Source organism: Rhizobium sp. RCC_161_2, assembly GCF_041355235.1.
Taxonomy (GTDB): Bacteria; Pseudomonadota; Alphaproteobacteria; order Rhizobiales; family Rhizobiaceae; genus Rhizobium.
Window position 1 is genome coordinate 698,719 of sequence record NZ_JBFUPL010000001.1, and the last position, 19,617, is coordinate 718,335.

At 58.6% G+C, this 19,617-nt stretch carries 20 protein-coding genes; 12 read left to right on the forward strand and 8 right to left on the reverse strand.

What is annotated here, in order from left to right; all coding sequences use genetic code 11:
* Window positions 1–56: 56 nt before the first annotated feature.
* Window positions 57–536 (reverse strand): N-acetyltransferase family protein, encoded by a 480-nt coding sequence (locus AB6803_RS03085; RefSeq protein WP_371107480.1) that lies wholly within the window; start codon window positions 534–536, stop codon window positions 57–59.
* Between the two features lie 185 nt (window positions 537–721).
* Window positions 722–1,549 carry a LysR substrate-binding domain-containing protein gene (locus AB6803_RS03090; RefSeq protein WP_371107481.1) on the reverse strand — a complete coding sequence of 276 codons (828 nt, stop codon included), beginning with the start codon at window positions 1,547–1,549 and terminating at the stop codon, window positions 722–724.
* Window positions 1,550–1,747: 198 nt separating this feature from the next.
* Here AB6803_RS03090 and AB6803_RS03095 point away from each other — a divergent pair, with 198 nt between their 5' ends.
* Window positions 1,748–2,668, forward strand: a complete 921-nt coding sequence (locus AB6803_RS03095; RefSeq protein ID WP_371107482.1) for a DMT family transporter — start codon at window positions 1,748–1,750, stop codon at window positions 2,666–2,668.
* A 176-nt stretch (window positions 2,669–2,844) separates the two neighbouring features.
* On the opposite strand, the gene AB6803_RS03100 is transcribed toward AB6803_RS03095, so the two are convergent.
* Window positions 2,845–4,242 (reverse strand): PLP-dependent aminotransferase family protein, encoded by a 1,398-nt coding sequence (locus AB6803_RS03100; protein WP_371107701.1) that lies wholly within the window; start codon window positions 4,240–4,242, stop codon window positions 2,845–2,847.
* Window positions 4,243–4,598: 356 nt separating this feature from the next.
* Between AB6803_RS03100 and AB6803_RS03105 the strand changes: the two genes are divergently transcribed.
* The 10 genes from AB6803_RS03105 to AB6803_RS03150 all read left to right on the forward strand — a co-directional run bounded on the left by AB6803_RS03105 (window position 4,599) and on the right by AB6803_RS03150 (window position 13,816).
* Window positions 4,599–5,081, forward strand: coding sequence for an MSMEG_0572/Sll0783 family nitrogen starvation response protein (locus tag AB6803_RS03105; RefSeq protein WP_371107483.1), 483 nt, complete (start codon window positions 4,599–4,601; stop codon window positions 5,079–5,081).
* Between the two features lie 55 nt (window positions 5,082–5,136).
* On the forward strand, window positions 5,137–6,180 hold the full coding sequence (locus AB6803_RS03110; protein ID WP_371107484.1) for a Nit6803 family nitrilase: 1,044 nt from the start codon (window positions 5,137–5,139) through the stop codon (window positions 6,178–6,180).
* Window positions 6,107–7,225 carry an MSMEG_0568 family radical SAM protein gene (locus AB6803_RS03115; RefSeq protein ID WP_371107485.1) on the forward strand — a complete coding sequence of 373 codons (1,119 nt, stop codon included), beginning with the start codon at window positions 6,107–6,109 and terminating at the stop codon, window positions 7,223–7,225. The genes AB6803_RS03110 and AB6803_RS03115 overlap by 74 nt, the downstream gene beginning before the upstream one ends.
* Window positions 7,222–7,764, forward strand: coding sequence for an MSMEG_0567/Sll0786 family nitrogen starvation N-acetyltransferase (locus tag AB6803_RS03120; protein WP_371107486.1), 543 nt, complete (start codon window positions 7,222–7,224; stop codon window positions 7,762–7,764). The genes AB6803_RS03115 and AB6803_RS03120 overlap by 4 nt, the downstream gene beginning before the upstream one ends.
* Window positions 7,764–8,741 carry a sll0787 family AIR synthase-like protein gene (locus AB6803_RS03125; RefSeq protein WP_371107702.1) on the forward strand — a complete coding sequence of 326 codons (978 nt, stop codon included), beginning with the start codon at window positions 7,764–7,766 and terminating at the stop codon, window positions 8,739–8,741. The genes AB6803_RS03120 and AB6803_RS03125 overlap by 1 nt, the downstream gene beginning before the upstream one ends.
* Window positions 8,738–9,889, forward strand: coding sequence for an MSMEG_0565 family glycosyltransferase (locus tag AB6803_RS03130; RefSeq protein ID WP_371107487.1), 1,152 nt, complete (start codon window positions 8,738–8,740; stop codon window positions 9,887–9,889). Before AB6803_RS03125 ends, AB6803_RS03130 begins: the two co-directional genes overlap by 4 nt.
* On the forward strand, window positions 9,882–10,169 hold the full coding sequence (locus tag AB6803_RS03135; protein WP_371107488.1) for an MSMEG_0570 family nitrogen starvation response protein: 288 nt from the start codon (window positions 9,882–9,884) through the stop codon (window positions 10,167–10,169). The genes AB6803_RS03130 and AB6803_RS03135 overlap by 8 nt, the downstream gene beginning before the upstream one ends.
* 11 nt (window positions 10,170–10,180) lie before the next feature.
* Window positions 10,181–11,455, forward strand: coding sequence for an MSMEG_0569 family flavin-dependent oxidoreductase (locus AB6803_RS03140; RefSeq protein WP_371107489.1), 1,275 nt, complete (start codon window positions 10,181–10,183; stop codon window positions 11,453–11,455).
* Window positions 11,456–11,458: 3 nt separating this feature from the next.
* Window positions 11,459–12,325 (forward strand): Pnap_2097 family protein, encoded by an 867-nt coding sequence (locus tag AB6803_RS03145; protein ID WP_371107490.1) that lies wholly within the window; start codon window positions 11,459–11,461, stop codon window positions 12,323–12,325.
* Between the two features lie 297 nt (window positions 12,326–12,622).
* Window positions 12,623–13,816 carry an MFS transporter gene (locus AB6803_RS03150; protein WP_371107491.1) on the forward strand — a complete coding sequence of 398 codons (1,194 nt, stop codon included), beginning with the start codon at window positions 12,623–12,625 and terminating at the stop codon, window positions 13,814–13,816.
* A 163-nt stretch (window positions 13,817–13,979) separates the two neighbouring features.
* On the opposite strand, the gene AB6803_RS03155 is transcribed toward AB6803_RS03150, so the two are convergent.
* The 5 genes from AB6803_RS03155 to AB6803_RS03175 all read right to left on the reverse strand — a co-directional run bounded on the left by AB6803_RS03155 (window position 13,980) and on the right by AB6803_RS03175 (window position 18,328).
* On the reverse strand, window positions 13,980–14,465 hold the full coding sequence (locus AB6803_RS03155) for a hypothetical protein (protein WP_371107492.1): 486 nt from the start codon (window positions 14,463–14,465) through the stop codon (window positions 13,980–13,982).
* A 22-nt stretch (window positions 14,466–14,487) separates the two neighbouring features.
* Window positions 14,488–15,681, reverse strand: coding sequence for an L-2-hydroxyglutarate oxidase (gene lhgO / locus AB6803_RS03160; protein ID WP_371107493.1), 1,194 nt, complete (start codon window positions 15,679–15,681; stop codon window positions 14,488–14,490).
* Between the two features lie 41 nt (window positions 15,682–15,722).
* The gene (locus AB6803_RS03165; protein ID WP_371107494.1) at window positions 15,723–16,430 is read right to left on the reverse strand and encodes a GntR family transcriptional regulator; all 708 of its coding nucleotides are present in this window, start codon (window positions 16,428–16,430) and stop codon (window positions 15,723–15,725) included.
* A gap of 95 nt (window positions 16,431–16,525) precedes the next feature.
* Complete coding sequence (locus tag AB6803_RS03170) at window positions 16,526–17,521, reverse strand: VOC family protein (protein WP_371107495.1); 996 nt, start codon at window positions 17,519–17,521, stop codon at window positions 16,526–16,528.
* Between the two features lie 27 nt (window positions 17,522–17,548).
* Window positions 17,549–18,328: an SDR family oxidoreductase gene (locus AB6803_RS03175; protein WP_371107496.1), complete on the reverse strand. Its 780-nt coding sequence runs from the start codon at window positions 18,326–18,328 to the stop codon at window positions 17,549–17,551.
* Between the two features lie 156 nt (window positions 18,329–18,484).
* Between AB6803_RS03175 and AB6803_RS03180 the strand changes: the two genes are divergently transcribed.
* Window positions 18,485–19,588, forward strand: a complete 1,104-nt coding sequence (locus tag AB6803_RS03180; protein ID WP_371107497.1) for an NAD(P)-dependent alcohol dehydrogenase — start codon at window positions 18,485–18,487, stop codon at window positions 19,586–19,588.
* Window positions 19,589–19,617 lie beyond the last annotated feature (29 nt).

Consider the following 19,617-nt stretch of genomic DNA (forward strand, 5'->3'; position numbering starts at 1 on the left):
ACGAGACGATCGGCTGTATATGGAGCCTGCCGATCGTCTCGTATCAACGCCGCTATTTAACTATCGGCAAAGGCCGTCAGCGCGTCGCCGGCCAGCCGGTAGCGTATCCATTCATCCTGCGGCTCGGCGCCGATAGAACGATAGACGCGGATCGCCGGCTCGTTCCAGTCAAGCACGCTCCATTCGAACCGGCCGCAGCCTTTCTCGACGGCGAGCTTCGCCAGATATTTCAGCAGCGCCTTGCCTGCACCTGATCCGCGCTTTTGCGGGGTGACGTAGAGATCCTCGAGATAGAGGCCATTGCGGGCAAGCCAGGTGGAATAGGTGTAGAACCAGACCGCGAAACCCACCGGTTCGCCATCCACTTCGCAAATGACCGCACGGGTGACGGATTGAGGACCGAACAGGGATTGCTCTATGGAAGCCGTCGTCGCCTCGACCTCGTGAGCCGCCTTTTCATATTCCGCCAGTTCGCGAATAAATCGCAGGATAAGCGCTGAATCGGATAGCTGCGCGGGACGTATCTTAATTGTCATTATCATTCGTCCAATCTTCGGCGAGCGCCTCGCGGATGATGCATTCGGCAACGACTTATTGTGTGTATCGAATGGATTGCGTCTAAATCCTCCGCCTCATGAAGGCAAGACGGTATCAGGGATAAGCCCTGTGGCTCAGTTTCTGATCTTCTGCCGTGGGAAGAGACGGGTACGGGAGCGCCGTGTCAGCTCAGTTGTCGTCGCAACCAACGTGAAACGGTTGCGATCGCCGCATCTCCCTGCGTTTTCTTTGGAACGACGAGATAGTATCCGACGTCCGTTGTGACAACGTCATCCACGACCTGAACCAACCTGCCGGCCTTGAGCGCGTCGGCCAGAAAGATGGGGTTAGCCATAGCCAACCCTTGACCAGCTATAGCGGCTTCGATGGCAAGGGCGGCCTGGTTGATGTGGAGCTCCGCCCGCGCAACGTCTGCCCCGAGCAGGGCGGACCAAACCGCCTGGCCGTCGTTGAGCAAAGTGAACCGGGCAATGTCTTTGGGGCGCAGCGGTAGCGAGCATTTCGAGATCAGCTCGGGACTAGCAACAACGATCATGTCCGAAAAGAGAAACTCCACCGCCAGCCCCAAGGCAAATGGCGGCTTGGTCAATCGTACGGCAAGGTCGACGCCGTCGCGGCCGAAGTCCGAGAGAACATCTGTGGCCATGACGCGAAGTTCGATATCCGGATGCTCCGCAGCAAATGCTGGCAGGTTCGGGATCAGGCATTTCGATGCAAAGGTCGGCGTTACGCTGATCGTCACGACCCGCAGCCGCGATAGTGCTGTGTCCGTCGCATCTATCAGCTGCTGAAAGGCGCGATGCACATCCGAGAAGTAACGCATGCCCCGTTCTGTCAGCAAGACGCCACGCCGCTGCCGCTGGAAAAGCGGAAAGCCAAGCTCCTCCTCTAACCCGCGGACTTGCTGAGCGACTGCCCCCTGTGTGACACCGAGTTCATCGGCCGCGGCTCGGAAGCTCAAACGGCGGCCGGCGGCTTCGAAGGCGCGCAAAGCATTCAGGGATGGGAGCTTTCGATTTGAGCGCATCGGGAGCTAGCATGTAGAATTTCTAGTATCAGAGCGCAGTCGATCTCATAGGAGATCCAGCCGGAAATCAAGTAAAAGCATGGTTCAAGCTGGGATCCTGCGGTGCTTAGAGAAGTCGCTTCGAACCCCTCAAGCGTAGTTTTTTTGGATACGGTGGGCCCCATGCGATTGACCTACTTGGCTTTCGGCTTTCTCGGTCTCCTCTGGGGTTCTAATTTCATCTACATGAAGTGGGCTTCGGAACTCATAAGCCCAGCGCAGATCACGCTCTTGCGGGTGTTCTTCGGTTTTCTGCCACTGGCGTTTGTTGCATGGCGCAAAGGCGTGATGAACCGCGACCAGCTACGTCACCTGCCGCATTTCCTCGTCATGGCCATTCTTGCGACGGCACTTTACTATTTTGCAATTGCGGAGGGGACAGCTTTGCTTCCGTCCGGCATTGCCGGCGTTCTGGGTGGATCGATCTCCCTGTTCACCACCATTGCCACGCTTTTATTCCTACGCACGGAAAAACCCAATGCGATGATGATCATCGGGGTGCTCGTCGGATTTGCAGGCATCGTTCTGATCGCCCGACCTTGGGAGATTACAGACAGGGCCATTAACATAACCGGTGTTTTCTGGATGCTGGCGGCGACAACCATCCTCGGGCTGTCCTACGTGTACGTCCGCCGCTTCCTGTCACCCTTCAATCTGCCGCCACTTGCGCTCGCGACCTGGCAAACGGGTCTGGCGCTACTGGTTCTGCTGATGCTTGTTGATCGGACCGGGATGACGCAGATTCTCCAGGATCGGCATGCCGCAGCCGGCGTGGCTCTAGGACTTGGCGTTCTGGGCACAGGGATGGCATTCCTGATCTATTATTTTCTGCTCCAGGAACTCGGCGCGGTCGCAGCCTCGGGCTCGACCTACATCACACCGAATGTGGCGCTGCTCATCGGTTGGATGGCGGGCGAGAAAATCGGCGTCTTCGAAATCTCCGCAATGATCCTCGTTCTCGCCAGTATCGCCTTATTGCAAATAGGTCGACAACGCGCCGTTCGGAGGCCTATGCAATCGGTTCCTGGCGCTGCACGAAAGTAGTACGAGCACTACGCTTTCTTCAGACGTGTTTCGGAGGGGAGTGTGGCACTTCAACTTTGCCGCCACAAACAAATGTTTCATAAGGTTTATTATGGAACAAAACCCAATATCCGGAGTGCGCTGGATCGCGCACCCGCATGACCAAACAAGCACCACGCTCGGACGCTCTTTAATAATCAGAAAAACGACGCGGACATTTCCGGAGGGCCTTCCAAGGCGTGGGCCATGAATTCCAGCGCCCCTTGCAATTTTTCTCGCGTGATCGGCCCGCCGAAGCAAACACGGACGGCCTCCGGCGCAGGTCCTTCCACCGTAAAGGCATCGCTTGCGACAACGCCGATCCCCTGGGAGCGCATGTGGCTGCCGAAGGTGGAACGCGTCCAGCCGTTGGGCAGCGGCAGCCAGATATTGAAAGCAAGTGGATCAGCCTGAAAACTACCCTTCGGCAGAATTGCCGCTGCCATCTCCTGCCGGGCAGCAGCCTCATGGCGGATGAACCGAAGGATCGCGTCGGCCGTACCGTCCTCGACCCAGCGCGTCGCCAGCGCCACCGTCAAAGGGGACGCCATCACGTTGTTCGCCCGCATGGCGCTGACGAATGGCCATGCGGCCTTGGTGTCGGGGGCGACGACATAGGCAAGCCTCAGGCCCGCGCCGATGCATTTGGCGAGACCGCCGATATGCCAGGTTATGTCGGGCGCCATCGCCGCAAGCGGTGCCGGCCCATGCAAGGGAATGAAGCCATAGGCATCGTCCTCGACGATCGGAACGTGATGAGCGCGGGCGACCGCGCATATTTCTTCACGCCGTGTCTGCGGAATGGTCAGCGTCGTCGGGTTCTGGATCGTCGGATTAAGATAGAGCGCCTTCGGCTTGATCCGTTCGCAGGCGTCAGCGAAGGCATCCGGAAGGATGCCGTTTTCATCCATCGGCAGGCCGGAAAGATTGAGCCGGAGTTGGGCCGCCACCGAGCGAATTCCCGGATAGGTGATCGCCTCGGACAGAATAGGCTCCCCCGGCTTTGCCAGTATGCCAAGGATGGCGAGCAACGCCGGGTGCGCGCCGGGCGACACGAAAATCCGCTCCTGGGAGGGAACGAGGCCGCGACGGCTGAGCCAGGAGGCGGCCGCTTCCTTATCCACCACGGAGCCGCCGAATCCCTGATAGCGCAGCAACGGAATCATGCTTGTCGCAACCGCGCCAAGCCCCGCGCGCATCCTTGCGATCAGATCCGCATCATCGGGTTCGGGCGGCATGTTCATCGAAAGGTCAATCGCCGACGTCCGCCTCGGATCCGGCATATCGAGGCCCCAGCCTTTTTCCTCACCGCCTTGTGGAAGGATGAAAGTGCCCCGTCCGACATGCGTATCGACCAGGCCACGCTTACGCGCCTCGACATAGCCGCGAGCAACCGTTGTGAAGTCGATATCAAGCCTCTTGGCGAGATCCCGCTGCGGCGGCAGCCGGTCGCCGGGAATAAGACGCCCGCTCTTGATGTCCATCTGAATGACATCGGCTATCGCGATGTAGCGCGGGCTATTGCTGCGGGAAAGATCGGGAAACCAGTCTAGCATGTTCAATCAATCTCTATCGGTGTAATTGACTGTATATTGTTGCACAAATCAGATGTCACGAAGTTTCTTCAGGCTCGGAAAAATACGATAATGTGGACAGAGCTTGGCGCCGTTTGCGGCATCTCAGAAAAATTGACAATACATTGAATGCATTCGATTCGTGCTTTGATGCATCAATAATCGGCAGCCTTTTGCGGATCGCCTGAGCAGCATTTCAATGCTCCAAAATATTGAATGTATAATTGAATGGAAATTATTCCAATTTGACTGTTATTTGAGCACATTCAATCTGGCATGGTCCTTGCAAATCCATCGTTGTCCCCGACACAGGGTAGTTTCAACGACAGGAGCCGCAGATGCCCGCAGTTACCAAGCCAGCCCATGAAAAGGGCGACTTCTTCGTCGATTACGAGGAAAAGGTTTTCGAAGACGTCCAGGCCATACCGGGCGAGAAAGCCCTCATCACCTTCCACACCGTCGCCTTTGAGGGCTCGATCGGTCTCGTCAATCTGCTGCAGGCAAAGCGGCTGAAGCGCAAAGGCTTCGAGACCTCCGTCCTGCTCTATGGCCCCGGCGTAACGCTCGGTGTCCAGCGCGGCTTCCCCAAACTCGGTGACGAAGCCTTCCCCGGCCATCTCAACTTCAACAACCAGCTCACTGGTTTCATGGACGAAGGCGGCAAGGTCTATGCCTGCCGGTTCGCGTTGCAGGCGCTTTATGGACACGGCGAACCGTCGCTGATCCCCGGCATCAAGCCGATTAGCCCGCTCGACGTGCTCGACCTCATCCTTATCCATCGCCGCGATGGCGCCTTCATCCTCGACACCTGGACGCTCTGACGGACCAAGAGGCGGAGCACGCTCCGCCTCTTCCCATCAATGGAAGGATTTCGTCATGGAGAAAAAATCCATCGTCCGGGCCGCCGCCGCCCAGATCGCGCCGGATCTTACCTCGCGCGAAAAGACGCTGGCGCGCGTGCTGGAGACTATTCGCGAAGCCGCAACCAAGGGGGCGGAGCTCATCGTCTTTCCCGAGACATTCGTCCCCTGGTACCCCTATTTCTCCTTCGTGCTGCCGCCGGCTCTGTCCGGCCGCGAACATGTCCGCCTCTATGAGGAAGCCGTCACCATCCCGAGCACTGCGACGGAGGCGGTTGCCACTGCGGCGCGCGAGCACGGCATCGTCGTGGCGCTCGGCGTCAATGAACGAGATCATGGTTCGCTCTACAACACCCAGCTTCTCTTCGACGCCGACGGTGAAGTTATCCTGAAGCGGCGCAAGATCACCCCGACCTTTCATGAACGGATGATCTGGGGCCAGGGTGACGCCTCGGGCCTTAAGGTCGTCGATAGCGCCATCGGCCGGCTTGGCGCGCTCGCCTGTTGGGAACACTATAATCCGCTCGCCCGCTACGCGCTGATGGCCCAGCACGAGGAAATCCACATCGCCCAGTTTCCGGGCTCGATGGTCGGCCCGATCTTCGCAGAACAGATGGAGGTGACGATCCGCCATCATGCGCTCGAAAGCGGCTGCTTCGTCGTCAATGCCACGGGATGGCTGACCGACGAGCAGATCGTTTCCATTACGCCCGATCAAAACTTGCAGAAGGCGCTGCGCGGCGGCTGTATGACGGCCATCATCTCCCCCGAGGGCAAGCATCTCGCCCCGCCGATCACCGAGGGCGAAGGCATCCTGATTGCCGATCTCGACATGAGCCTGATCGTCAAACGCAAGCGGATGATGGACTCGGTCGGCCACTATGCCCGCCCCGAACTGCTGCATCTCGTCATGGACGGCCGTGAAACCCAGCCGATGATCGCCTCAAATCATTCTTTCCAAACAGCCGAAACAAGGATCAAGACCGATGGAGAACCAGACATTTCTTCCGACCGAGACCCTGATCAACGAGTTGCAGTCCTTCGGAGCCCGGCTCGTTGATCCGAAAGCGGGGCATGAGAGCCGCCGTGGTGGCGCCGGCCCTTCCGACCATAAGGCCCTGACGATCGACGGCATGACCGTCATGGTGCCGGTGCACACCGCACCTGCCTTCGAAAGCCCCTATCTGGTCGACAAACCGGACGAGAGCGGCAGAAGCCGCATCAGCCGGGATGGCCGCGTGCTCGGCGAAGTCTCCTTCCCGCTTCGGCCGCGTTTCTACGAGCGCTCGACGGCGGATGGCATCCCCTACTCGCAGATCGCCGTGCTGCATGGCCGCGACGTGCTGGCGACCACCGTTCTCCAGACTTGCATCCGCTATCAGAGCCGCACCAAGACCTGTCAATTCTGCGCCATCGGCCAGTCCCTCGCGGCTGGCCGCACCGTCGCTCACAAGACACCTGCACAACTTGCCGAGGTGGCAAAAGCCGCCGTCGAGCTCGACGGGGTCAAGCATATGGTCATGACCACGGGCACGCCGAAGGGCGACGACCGGGGAGCCGCCGTGCTTGCCGAAAGTGCGCGGGCCATCAAGGCGGCCGTCGATCTGCCGATCCAGGCGCAATGCGAGCCTCCGGAAGATGACATCTGGTTTTCGCGGATGAAGGACGCCGGCGTCGATGCGCTCGGCATGCATCTCGAAGTCGTCACCCCGGACATCCGCGCCCGCATCATGCCGGGCAAGGCGCAGGTGCCGATCGAAAAATACATGCGCTCCTTCAAGGCGGCGGTCGATGTCTTCGGCCGGGGCCAGGTCTCGACCTATATTCTCGCCGGTCTCGGCGACACGCGTGAAGCCATTCTCGATATCTGCGAAAAGCTGGTGGCGCTTGGCGTCTATCCCTTCGTCGTGCCCTTCGTCCCGATCTCCGGAACACCGCTCGAAAGCCATCCGGCCCCAAAACCGGATTTCATGCATTCGATCCTCGGGCCGCTCTCGAAGATGCTGGTGGACAGCGGTCTGAAGGCCGTCGACATCAAGGCCGGCTGCGGCAAATGCGGCGCCTGCTCCGCCCTTTCCACCTATGAAAGGACGCTGACGAAATGATCATCGAGCCCTTTGCACCCTATAACGCCAGCGAATTCCAGGTGAAGTTCGCCACCTCCGATTGGGAGCGGCGCCAAGCCCATGCCCTTCGCCGCGCCGTATTCTGTGAGGAACAAGGGATATTCGAAGACGACGACCGCGACGCAATCGACGATCACGCGATCCCGATCGTGGCGCTGTCGATGATGGGTGTCGCGGCGGACAAGCTCGTTGGCACGGTGCGCATTCACCAGCCCGAGCCTGGCCTCTGGTGGGGCTCGCGGCTTGCGGTGCATGAGGATTTCCGCAAGATCGGAGCGCTCGGAACGACGCTGATCAGGCTCGCCGTCTCCTCGGCCAATGCCATGGGCTGCCACACCTTCCTTGCCAACGTGCAGGTGCAAAACGGTTTGCTCTTTCGTCGGCTGCACTGGGATGTGATCGAGGAATTCGAGATCTACGGCAAGCCGCATCTCAGGATGAAAGCAGACTTATCCTATTACCCACCCTGCCCGACGCCGGAAGCCGGCTTCGTCGCGCTACCGAAGAAAGCCGCATGATGGGCATGGCGATCGATATCAAGGCACTGGCCGCCAAGCTGACTGCCTCGAACGGCATTGCCGCCAAGGCGGATATCGGCATGGTCGCCACCAGCCTCGGCCTTGCCGGCCAGCCGGTTGCCGTCGGCGACGATTGCGCCGCCCTTCCCGATGGGGGCGGTTACCTGCTCTTTGCCATCGAAGGTTTCATCAACGAATTCGTCGCCGCCGATCCGTGGTTCGCCGGCTGGTGCGGCGTGATGGTCAATATCTCCGATGTGGTCGCCATGGGTGGCCGCCCCATCGCCGTGGTTGATGCCGTCTGGGCCAATGGTGAGGCAGGCGCAGCACCCGTACTCGAAGGCATGCGGGCAGCAGCACGGACCTTTGGCGTGCCGATCGTCGGTGGCCATACGAATATTCGCACCGATCGCAGCCAGCTTTCCGTCGCCATCCTCGGGCGGGCAAGCAAGCTTCTGACGAGCTTCGATGCGAGGCCGGGAGATGTACTGATTGCCGCCGTCGACCATCGTGGCTGCTATCGCGAACCCTTCAACAACTGGGAGGCGGCTACGGATGCGCCCTCAGCACGGCTGCGCGGCGACCTGGAAATTCTGCCTGAAATCGCAGAAGCCGGGTTGGCGCTCGCTGCCAAGGACATCAGCCAGGGCGGCATCGTCGGCACGGCGATCATGCTGGCCGAATGCTCCGGCGTCGGCATCGAAATCAACGTATCCGTCATTCCATTGCCGAACGGTGTGACGCTCGACCGCTGGCTCGCCACCTTCCCGAGCTTTGGCTACCTCATCTCCGTTTCGCCTGAGAAGGTAGACGACGTCATTCGTCGCTTCTCCACCCGCGACATCAGCGCCGCCGCGATTGGCCGGATCATCGCCGGAAGCACGGTCGCGATCACCGACGGCACCGAACGCGCCGTCGTCCGTGACTATGCCGAAGTGCCGCTTCTCCAGCTTGGCAGGCGGGAGAACGCCGCATGAGCCGTTCGCTGCGCATCGCCATGCTCTCGCACTCCACCAATCCGCGTGGCGGCGTCGTGCATGCCATGCAGCTTTCCGAGGCATTGACGGCGCTCGGCCACGAGGTTGTGCTGCATGCGCCGGATGCGAAAGGCGTAGGCTTTTTCCGCCGGCCTGCCTGCGGTGCCGTCTGCATTCCAGTCGAGCCAACACCATCGGATATGACAGCCATGGTCGAGCAGCGGATCGATGATTACGTCAGGCATTTCGAAAACCCGGCGGCACGCGAGTTCGATATTTTCCACGCCCATGACGGCATTTCTGGCAATGCGGTGGCAACGCTGAAGGAGCGTGGGCTGATCTCCGCCTTCGCGCGCACCGTCCACCATATCGACCAGTTCTCCGATTTGCGGCTGATGGAATTGCAGGACCGCTCGATCGACGGAGCCGATCTCTTCTTCACCGTCAGCGCCCTATGGCAGAGGACGCTGAAAGAAAAACGCGGCATCGCATCCACGATCGTCGGAAACGGGGTCGATACCAATCGCTTCTCGCCCGCGACTAACGCCGCCGATTTCAAGCGCAAGCTGGCTCTGCCAGAGGGGCCGGTCTTCCTTGCCGTCGGCGGTATCGAGGCGCGCAAGAATACGCTCGGCATGCTCGAAGCCTTCCGCCAGGTGCGTGCCATCCGCCCGAATGCGCAATTCGTCATCGCCGGGGGCGCATCGTTGCTCGACCATCGCGGCTACCAGGGAGAGTTCCGTTCCACGCTTGCTTTGCTCGGAGACCATGCCGCTGCCGTCCATATCCTTGGCACCATTGCCGACGAGGATATGCCGGCGCTTTACCGCCTCGCCGACACGCTGGTCTTCGCTTCGGTCAAAGAGGGCTTTGGCCTTGTTGTGCTGGAAGCAATGGCGAGCGGTATCCCGACCGTCGTTTCCTCCATCGCGCCATTTACCGAATACCTCTCGGCCGACGATACCGTCTGGTGCGATCCCACCCATCCCTCCTCGATTGCCGAGGCGATGGCAATCTCGCTGATGCCGCCGGTCCGCGATCGTTTGATTTCGCGGGGCCTTGCGATTGCCGCCCTGCACAGCTGGCAGCGCACCGCCGCCGCTCATCTTTCCGCCTACGAGACATTGAAGGAGCCTGCCCATGCCTGAAATGCGCTTCGTTATCGCCTGGCCCGATGGCCGCGAGGAGACCTGTTATTCGCCTTCCCTGGTCATCAGGGATTTCCTTACCGAAGGCGAAACCTACCCTGTCCGCGATTTCCTAGATCGCAGCCGCAAGGCGCTGACCATCGCCAGCGACCGCGTCGAGGCGAAATACGGCTATCCCTGCTCGCTGGCCCGCGGCCAGCTCGCCCGCATCGAAGCGGCGGGCGCCCTGTTTCTCTCCGATGCCGAAGCGCGCGTGCGCTGTGAAAGCTTCATTTTGTGAAAGGAATTCCGATGAGCCCCCTCCCCCTCAAGCCACATTATAGCGCCGTCGTCATCGGCGGCGGCCAGGCCGGCCTCTCGGCCAGCCACTATCTTGGAAAGCACGGCATAGACCACGTCGTCTTCGAGAAGAAGACCGTGGCCCACAAATGGAAAAACGAGCGTTGGGATGCCTTCTGCCTGGTGACGCCGAACTGGCAATGCCAGCTTCCCGACCATCCCTATGACGGCGACGATCCGCACGGCTTCATGATCAAGGACGAGATCATCGCCTATGTCGACCGCTTCGTGCGCAAGGTGAACCCGCCGGTGCTGGAGGGCACGAGTGTCACCTCGCTCGAGAAAACGGGCGACCTCTTCACGATCGAAACCTCGGCTGGGACAGTAACCGCCGACAGCGTCGTCATCGCCACCAGCCTCTACAGCGAACCGGCCATCCCGCGAGCCGCCGAACGGCTGCCGGGCGACATTCTGCAGCTCCACACTGCCGATTATCGCAATCCGGGCCAACTGCCCGAAGGCGCCGTAGTCGTCGTCGGCTCAGGTCAATCGGGCTGCCAGATCGCCGAAGACCTTCATCTTGCCGGCCGCAAGGTTCATATGGTCACGGGCAATGCACCGCGTTGCGCTCGCTTCTATCGCGGCCGCGATGTAGTCGACTGGCTCGCCGATGTCGGCCAGTACGACATCACCATCGCGCATGACGGCATGACCAAGAAGAAGCACGACACCAACCATTATCTCACCGGCCGTGACGGCGGGCGCGACATCGATCTGCGCAAATTCGCGCTGGAGGGCATGGTACTCTATGGTCGTATGAAGACTGTCACCGACGGGAGAATGCTGTTCGAGCCGAACCTCAAGGCCAATCTTGATGGCGCCGACCGGGTCTATAACGGCATCAACGCACTGATCGACCGTTATATCACCGAAAAAAGCATCGATGCACCCGCAGGCAGCGCCTATGTGCCGCTCTGGGAACCAGAGGCAGAGCCGGCGGATCTCGATCTCAAGGCTGAAGGTGTGACCTCCGTTATCTGGGCAACGGGCTTCAGCCCCGACTGGTCCTTCGTCAGCCTGCCGATCTTTGACGGCACCGGATATCCGGTGCAACGGCGCGGCGTCACCGGCATTAACGGCGTCTATGTGCTCGGCCTCCCCTGGCTCTGGACATGGGGATCTGGACGCTTTCTCGCCGTCGGCAAGGATGCGGAACATGTCGTCGGCCATCTTGCCGAACGGCTAGATAGCGAGCGCCCACAATTGAAGCAGGCGGCAAACAACTAGGCCATGAACGCAACCGTTCTCGATTTTCATCCACTAGAACCTTTGGCACGCGACCTGATGGAACGCGCGCTGGAGCCGCACATCCTTCTCGGCATGCCGCATCTCACGCCTTTCGGCCTTTCCGAGACCTGGCTGATGAAGGAACTCGGCCATCGTCACTGGCTGATGCTTGCCCGGCAACTCGGCATGAACAATGCCGACTTCCGTACCGCCGACGGCGAGGAAGCCTATGCGGCGATCTGCGCGACATCCTTGAGCAACGCGCGGTTTGAAACTGTCCGCGCCAATGACATATTGACCATCCGCTCGCTACTCACGCCCGTATCCCGCACGCAGGTTTCCACCCGCCATCGGCTTGCGGTTCGAGGCATGACAATCGGCGAGGTGGAGCTGATTTCGACCTTTGTCTGCCGAATGCGAGAGGGAGATAATTATTCGATCGCCCGGGTCGCCATGCCGCAGCTGAAGGAGACAACGCCGTGCGAAGTCAATGCGTTGGCGACCCTTGCGTCCGCCGTCCGCTCGAACAAGGCCGCAGTCTGCCTCGGGCTTTCAACAGATGAGCTGAAGACACGTCGCAGCTATCGGTTCGAGCCGGATCAAACACAGGAATTCAACGGTGCGGGGCTTTTCTACTTTGCCCAATTCCAGGCTGTCGCGGATCGCGCCAGCGAAAAATGGTTCAGCCGTCTGCAAGGCTTGCTCGCCCTGAGAGAAAGGCGCGTTTTCTTCAGAGGTAACGTCCGAGCCGGCGAAACTCTGTCCGTTGACCTCGTCGGAGTATCCGATGACCATCTCCGTCTGCATTGTGTCATCCGGCGAAGCGACGGAACCGTGATTGGGAATGTTTTCACACGATACGGCAGTTGATCCGATCACAAGAGCTTCGTTAACCACTATAAAATCGCGCCTCTGCCAGATGCCGCAGACGTCGCGGAGCCGTGAGCAAATCGCATGCGTCAGAACAAAGATTCGTGGCAGCCGGTTCAAAATGATCGATTATTTATAGATTGACGACATTATAATCGATATATAACGTGATCCCGTGACATAAGCGATCAGGATACGACTATGCATGCAGGCTGGTCCTGTTGCGTGCGTCATCGCGATTTGTCGAAGAGCAGCAGCCGGTGGAGGGCCGCTGCTAACTTGGAGGGAGGAGCCGACATGACGACTGAAACACAGCACGCATCGGGCAATGGCCTGTCGCGATTCAATATCTTCGTTGTCTTGCTGATACCGCTGGTCTGGACGTTTGAAGCGTCTGCGATCGGACCTGCTCTGGGCAGCATTATCGAGGCGTTTCCCAGCGCAACACCGCTTCAGGCTAAGCTTGTGATGACAATGCCGTTTATCACCGCAATCATTTTCAGCGCGGTCTCCGGGGCACTTGCGCGCTTTGTCGACCGGAAAGTAATCCTGATCATAGGTCTGTTGATCTACGGCATCACCGGAATGCTTCCAGCGTGGTTGAACGACATCAACCAGATCCTCTTCATGCGGCTGCTAACGGGGGTCGGCGTGGGTCTCGTCTCTCCCATCCCGAACGCAATCATAACCGAGCGCTTTGAGGGTGAGCCGCAGCGCAGACTTCTTGGCATGACCTCATCTATCTCGATGGTGGCCAACGTGATCGCGAGCCTCGTCAGCGGCGCATTGCTGGCATATGGTTGGCAATATCCGTTTTACACGTTTGCGATAGTGTTCGTTGTTGCTCTGCTCGCTCTAGCAGGCACGCCCTCGGCGCTTCCACATCAAGATGTCAGAAAAAGCAGGCTTAAGGACCTTCCGGGTTCGGTTTACGCGCTTTTCGCCTTCATGAGCGTGAACTTCGCCATCCAATCGATCATCACAACCTCTGTCGCTATATTCATGATATCCGAGCACATCGGCGAGCCGTGGATGATTGGGATAGTGATTTCCTTTCCGGGCCTGGCCTGCTTCCTTATCAGCCCCTTCTATCCGGAAATTCTAAAGGTGCTGAGAAGCTTGGTCGTACCGGCATCGTTTCTCTTGTACGCCATCGGCTATTATATCCTTGCCCATGCGGGAACGGTTATCATCGTGTCTCTCGGAGCATTCCTGGTTGGTGTCGGCAACGCAGCGCTGACCCCGCACATTCTGGCTATGACCTCCGGCAGGATCAATTCGGCGCAACGTGACGCCGCCTTCGGCGTGGTAACTGCCGGAATTGGGGCGGGGATCATACTGTCGCCGTTCTTCCAGTCCTTTGCGGGCACTATCGGCGGCACAGAAGCTCCTCGATTTATCTATCTTGTCGCCACCGGAACCGCGATCGTACTTGCTCTTATTGCCCTTGCTCTCTCAAGGAACAGCAAGCACGTCGCTGTGCATGAATAGCCCGGGGCTGGCAGCAATTGGTTTGCAACAATGACGGATAGCAAACCGGTTCAGACACCTTGAGGCCCCTAAAGCCGAAGCGAGCGGCGCTCAATTTCACGTAGCCGCTCGTTTTTTTTGGAGCCTTAAAGCAATGGCGGTAAGATCTGGCCGTGTGAAAAACCTATTTCACACCATGCATAAGCGAAATAAAGACCGCCGATCCGGGGCCGAGGTTCACCCAGCTGTGGTTGGTCTTCCGCTGCCGGACGACATCAAACGGTCGCAGCTCGATGGGCTCACCTTTATCGAGAATGAGTTGGGCGCGGCCGGAAAGAAGCATCACGCAATCCTCAGTCGGCGTTGCATGCATCAAGGGATGACGGCTAGTGTCAGCCCGGCAATGTTCGATCCCGTTTCGCGTGAAGAACTGATCCGCGATGCCCTCCCAATCATCAGTGGTCAACGCTTGATCCGGAGGCGGCAGGATGAAGAAACGGAAGAGAATCGAACCGGGGGCTGGATAAAATGGAACGCCGCTTCCCGCGTTAAAGCTTTGCCAGATATCCCTGTCCTGCCCCGGCACGAGTTCGAACACCTGTTCGCTCCGTAGATGCGATTGGCGCGAGGCATCCATGCCCACCTCAAACAGTCTGGTCTCAAAAACCATTGGACCCTCCCGAACGGCACACTCAGTTATCGGAAAAACATCTGGCAGCAATATCCCGCCCGATCGGTATCGATGAGGTTGCCGCGGGTGACGGGGCATTGCAGACGTGCAGCATTCGATCCGTTTTCAGAAACAGGAAGTCATGTTCCAATCGTCCGTCCCGCATGACGGCCTGGGCCCGAATGCCCGCCGCCATGGGCTGGAGGTCGTTCAGCGTGAGAGACGGGCAATACTTTCGGCATGCCTCCAGATATCCCTTTCGCCATAGCGAGTCCCGAAGCTCGTTGACGGCCGACCCGGCATTGTTCCAAAGAAGCCGCCATAGGCCCGGAAATGACGCGTATTCGACAACATCCCTCAGATTGATGCTCGTCTTTGCATACCCCTCGCGCGCCATTCCCAGCACTGCGTTGGGACCGACAGTCAAACCTCCGTCGATCATCTTGGTGACATGGATACCGAGGAATGGAAGTGCAGGGTCGGGAACAGGATAGATCAGGTGGCGCACAAGCCCATTGCGCGCTTCAGGAAGCCGATAGTATTCCCCCCGGAACGGAATAATCTGATGATTGATCTTAAGGCCAGCCAGTTTGGCGATACGGTCCGATTGCAGGCCCGCGCACGCGATTAACTGCTTGGCTCTCCATCGGCGCTGCGCTGCTGAAATCTCCACGACATCGGACGTTTCCCGGATTGCCGAGACTTGCGTGTTAAACTCGATCTGCACGCCTTTTGCCGCAAGTTGCGCACCCATTGCTTTGCAGACGGCTTTATAGTCCACGATGCCTGTGGCGTGCACAAATATGGCCGCGACACCCTCGACGAACGGCTCCCGCTCGCGCAGAGCGTTCCGATCAAGCCAATCAAATTCGATGTTGTTCATCTTCGCCCTTTCGGCGAGATCCTTGAGACGGCGATGCTCGAGTTCATTGGTGGCGACGACGAGTTTGCCGCACTCCTCAAAAGGAACTGAATTTTCGCGGCAGAATTCTTTGATTGCATCTGCGCCCTCGCGGCAGAGACGGGCCTTTAAGCTGCCCGGGGCGTAGTAAATTCCGGCGTGGATGACGCCACTGTTATGCCCTGTCTGATGAAGGGCCAAATCATTTTCTTTTTCGAGCAGAACGACATTCGCGCCCGGTCGCTTTTCGAGCACGGCCATTGCCGTGGCAAGGCCGACGATGCCGCCGCCTATGATGCAGACGTCGTGAATCATTTCAAAACTCAGTTCCGATGGGTTGAAGGCAAAAAGCCAGACTATGATTTACCGCTTAGCGAAAGCTCCGCAAGTTCAGCCGTTTTCTGGTAGTGTGACGCCAAAAGCTTTGTTGCAAGCTCCGCATCACGGGCCAAGGCAGCGTCTGTAATCGCTTTGTGCTCATCTTCCTTGACGCGTGATTTGCCCGCCAGGCGAGCAACATGCCGATACCGCTCTCCCGCCTCGAATAGTTGCCCGCTGATGTTGACCAGCCAGCGCGATCCGCAACCGGCCACCAGCGCAACGTGAAAACGCCGATGGACCTCCTCCCATTCAGGGCTGCGAACGCGATTATCTTCGCTGGCCGCGCGCGGCGTGCGCGAAAGACGATGGTAAGCAAGCAGCAACTGCTCCTCCCAAGCGATATTGTGTGCTTCGATAGATTGCCGCAAAGCCATGCTGTCGACAGAGATACGAGCATGGAAGAGGTCATGCAGATCGGCAATCGAGAGCGACGCAACCTTAAAGCCCCGGTGGTCGATTTGGGTGACCAAACTCTCCATGGAGAGACGGCTGAGCGCCTCTCTGACCGGGCTGAGCCCCACGCCGAACCTTAAGGACAACGAGCGAATATTGAGTTTTCCATCTGCCGGCAGGGCAAGCGTCAAAATGTCTTGTCGAAGCGTATCGTAGATGGAGGAGGCAAGGGTTTCCTTGATCTTCCCGTCGGAATCCTCATTGATTACCGAAACCGTTGCAGCTTTCATCGTGGTATGCCCCTGGTTCAGACCGTATGCGCCTAGAATAATCAATCATCCCGGCACAAACTACTATTGACCGATTCTTTTACAAGAATTGGTATTTAGTCCTGAAGATAGCGCTCCAATGTCATCGGCGTTGGTCGGATTGGCGTTTCCCGCACCTCGACGTCACGGAATTCGGTCGCCTCCTCAAACCAACGTTTGCGCGCGGGCAGTCCCCAGGGGAATGCCACCGCGGGGTCGTGAGGATCCCACCGGATCGGCTCGTTTTCCAGGTCCATGACCTGATAATGAGTATTGAAGAGTTCTACCCGGTGCCCGTCGGGATCGCGGAAATAGACGAACAGAGCATGACCCGGACCATGTCTTCCCGGTCCGCGCTCAACCTGCCGGCCGAAGCCGAGCTCGCCCGCCACGTCACACGCCCGCAGCAGATTTTGTGTCTCGGTCGTCATATAGGCGAAGTGGTGAATCCGCGGGCCGTCACCGTTGAACAAAACGATGTCGTGCGGATTGCCCTTTCGCTGCAGGAAAACCGCCCGAACGCTCTCGTCGTCAATTCCAACATACTCGGTCAGCCAGAAGCCAAGCTCCATATAGGAATTCAATGCCTTTGGGAGATCCGGCACCAGTATCTGATAGTGGTCGATGCGAAGCGCGGCCCCGCCTCGATGGTTATGGAAAGAGGTGATTTGGCGAGGCTCAATCGGCATCCGGGCGCAGAACTGCAGCGGAATACCATTGACATCCGTGACATCAAGCGTTCGTCCCTGATACGCGACGTTTGCCCATTCAGCTGTGCAGCCCTTGTCGGAGAAATATGCGTAGGCCTTGTCGAGGTCTTCTTCCGTCAGCACGCGCATGCCGATACGACTGCACTTCGTTTCGCCTTTGACCTCGCGAAGCACGAGACTGTGATGGCAGGCTTCTTCAATCCCCCGCAGATAAAGCACACCATCCTCTTCCGCGGTCACGACGAGGCCAATCACCTGTTCGTAGAACAATCTGCTGGCCGCGATGTCGCGAACCTCCAAACATACATGGCTGCAGCGCGTGATATTGAACGGCGGGTTCAGGTTTATCCTGGGGAGAGACATGACGGAGACCTTCCAAACAAAAGCGGGCTAAACAAGAGCAGGATAGGATCCGCCGTCGAGGTGCAGGTTTTGCCCCGAGATGTATCCCGCCAAATCGCTACAGAGGAACGCGCAAGCCGCCCCGAATTCCTCCGGGCGCCCCAAGCGGCGCGCTGCAATACTTTCAACCTGCCTCGTCCGCGCCTGTTCGAAAGTGATATTCTCTCGTTTCGCGGCCGCATGCGCCATGAAGACCTGGCGATCCGTATCGATCCTCTCGGGCAGCAGATTGTTGATGGTAATATTGTAGCGCGCAACATCGAGTGAGATGGCCTTCATCGCGGCCGTCAGCCCTGCCCTCGGCGCGGACGAAAGGCTCATATGCGGTCGAGGCGTCGTTACCATCGCCGAGGTAATATTGATAATCCGGCCAAAACCCCGGTCCTTCATTCCCGGCAACAGCGAACGCGTTAGCAGCAACGGTGCAATCATATTCTGCCCAACGCCAACAGCCCAATCTTCCTCCGCAACATCAAGAAAGGCGCGAGGTGTCGGGCCCGAACTGTTATTGATCAGAATATCCGCATTGGGCATTGCCGCAATGATTTGTCCACGGCCCTCAGCCGTTGTCACGTCGCAGCAAAGGCCCCGCGCTTTGCCTGCGTTGCGAAGGTTGATCTCTTTGCTGGCGGCTTCGACGTCTGAGGGGGTCCTGCCCGTCACCAGGACGTCTACGCCCTCCGCGGCCAATGCGATTGCGCACGCGCGGCCCAGCCCGCGACTGGAACCGCATACGATCGCGCTTCGCCCTTTAATCCCTAAGTCCATGATTCGCCTTCCCGCTCGATCCGAATGGCTCATCCTCGTTTCCATACGTAAAAAGACATAAATCCCTCAACGGCGCAAGTATGATCGATTATTTTCTATTGCAGACAAGATAATCGATCTGTTACGCTCCCTCCAGACAGTTAGGAGGAGCCCGTAGTGAACATATTGGCAGCAGTCTCGCGAAAGATTGGTGCGCCGATGCACCTGGAAGAGTGTCAGCTGGAGGAGCCTAGGGATGATGAGGTATTGGTTCGCCTTATCGCCACCGGCATCTGCCATACGGACATGGCGATGCGAGACCACAAGATATATCCGATCCCGCATCCTGCTGTCTTCGGGCATGAAGGTGGCGGTATCGTCGAAGGGGTCGGGCGGAGCGTGACCTCTGTTCGGCCTGGCGATCATGTCGTTCTGAGTTTTGGCTTCTGCGGGCACTGCCAAGCCTGTGAGAGCCATCATCCCAGCTATTGCGAACACTTCGACGACTACAATTTCCATGGCACGCGAGGCGACGGTGGTACCCCCCTTTCACAGGAGGGAACGCCGATCTCCTTCTTTCAGGCGCAATCTTCCTTCGCCACGCATACGGTTTGCAATGAACGACACGTCGTCCAAGTGCCGAAGACCATCCCGCTTGACCTGCTTTGTCCCCTCGGCTGCGCCGTCCAAACCGGCGCCGGCGGCGTGATCAACTCGCTCGGGCTGAAATTTGGGCAGTCGATCGCGATATTCGGTACCGGCTCCGTGGGGCTCTGCGCATTGATGGCGGCAAAAATGGTCGGCGCTTCGGAAATCATCGCGATCGATCGCAATCCGGCTCGCTTGGCGCTCGCCAAGGAGCTGGGGGCAACAGTCATCGTGAATGCGACCGATGGTCCTGTCGTCGAGGCCGTTCGTCGAGCGGTGCCCGGAGGCGTCGATTTCACATTCGAAACGACAGCCAGCATGACCCTCCTAAGACAGGCAACCGAAGTCCTCGCCCGCCGGGGTACCTGCGGTTTCGTCGGAGGTATTCCGGCTGGAACCGAGGTCACGCTGGACGTCGAATGGATGATGACCGGCGGCCGGAGCTTCCGCGGCATTATTCTCGGAGACAGCGATCCGAAATCATTCCTACCGAAGATGGCCAAGGCGATCGAGAACGGGTCGTTTCCGATCGATCGCATCATAACCCGCTACCCATTTGAGCGTATCAATGATGCCATCGCTGACAGCGAATCCGGAAAGTCAATCAAGGCGGTTCTTCAATTCCCAGCCTGAGCAAGCAGAAGAAATCTGCCGAAGTTTGA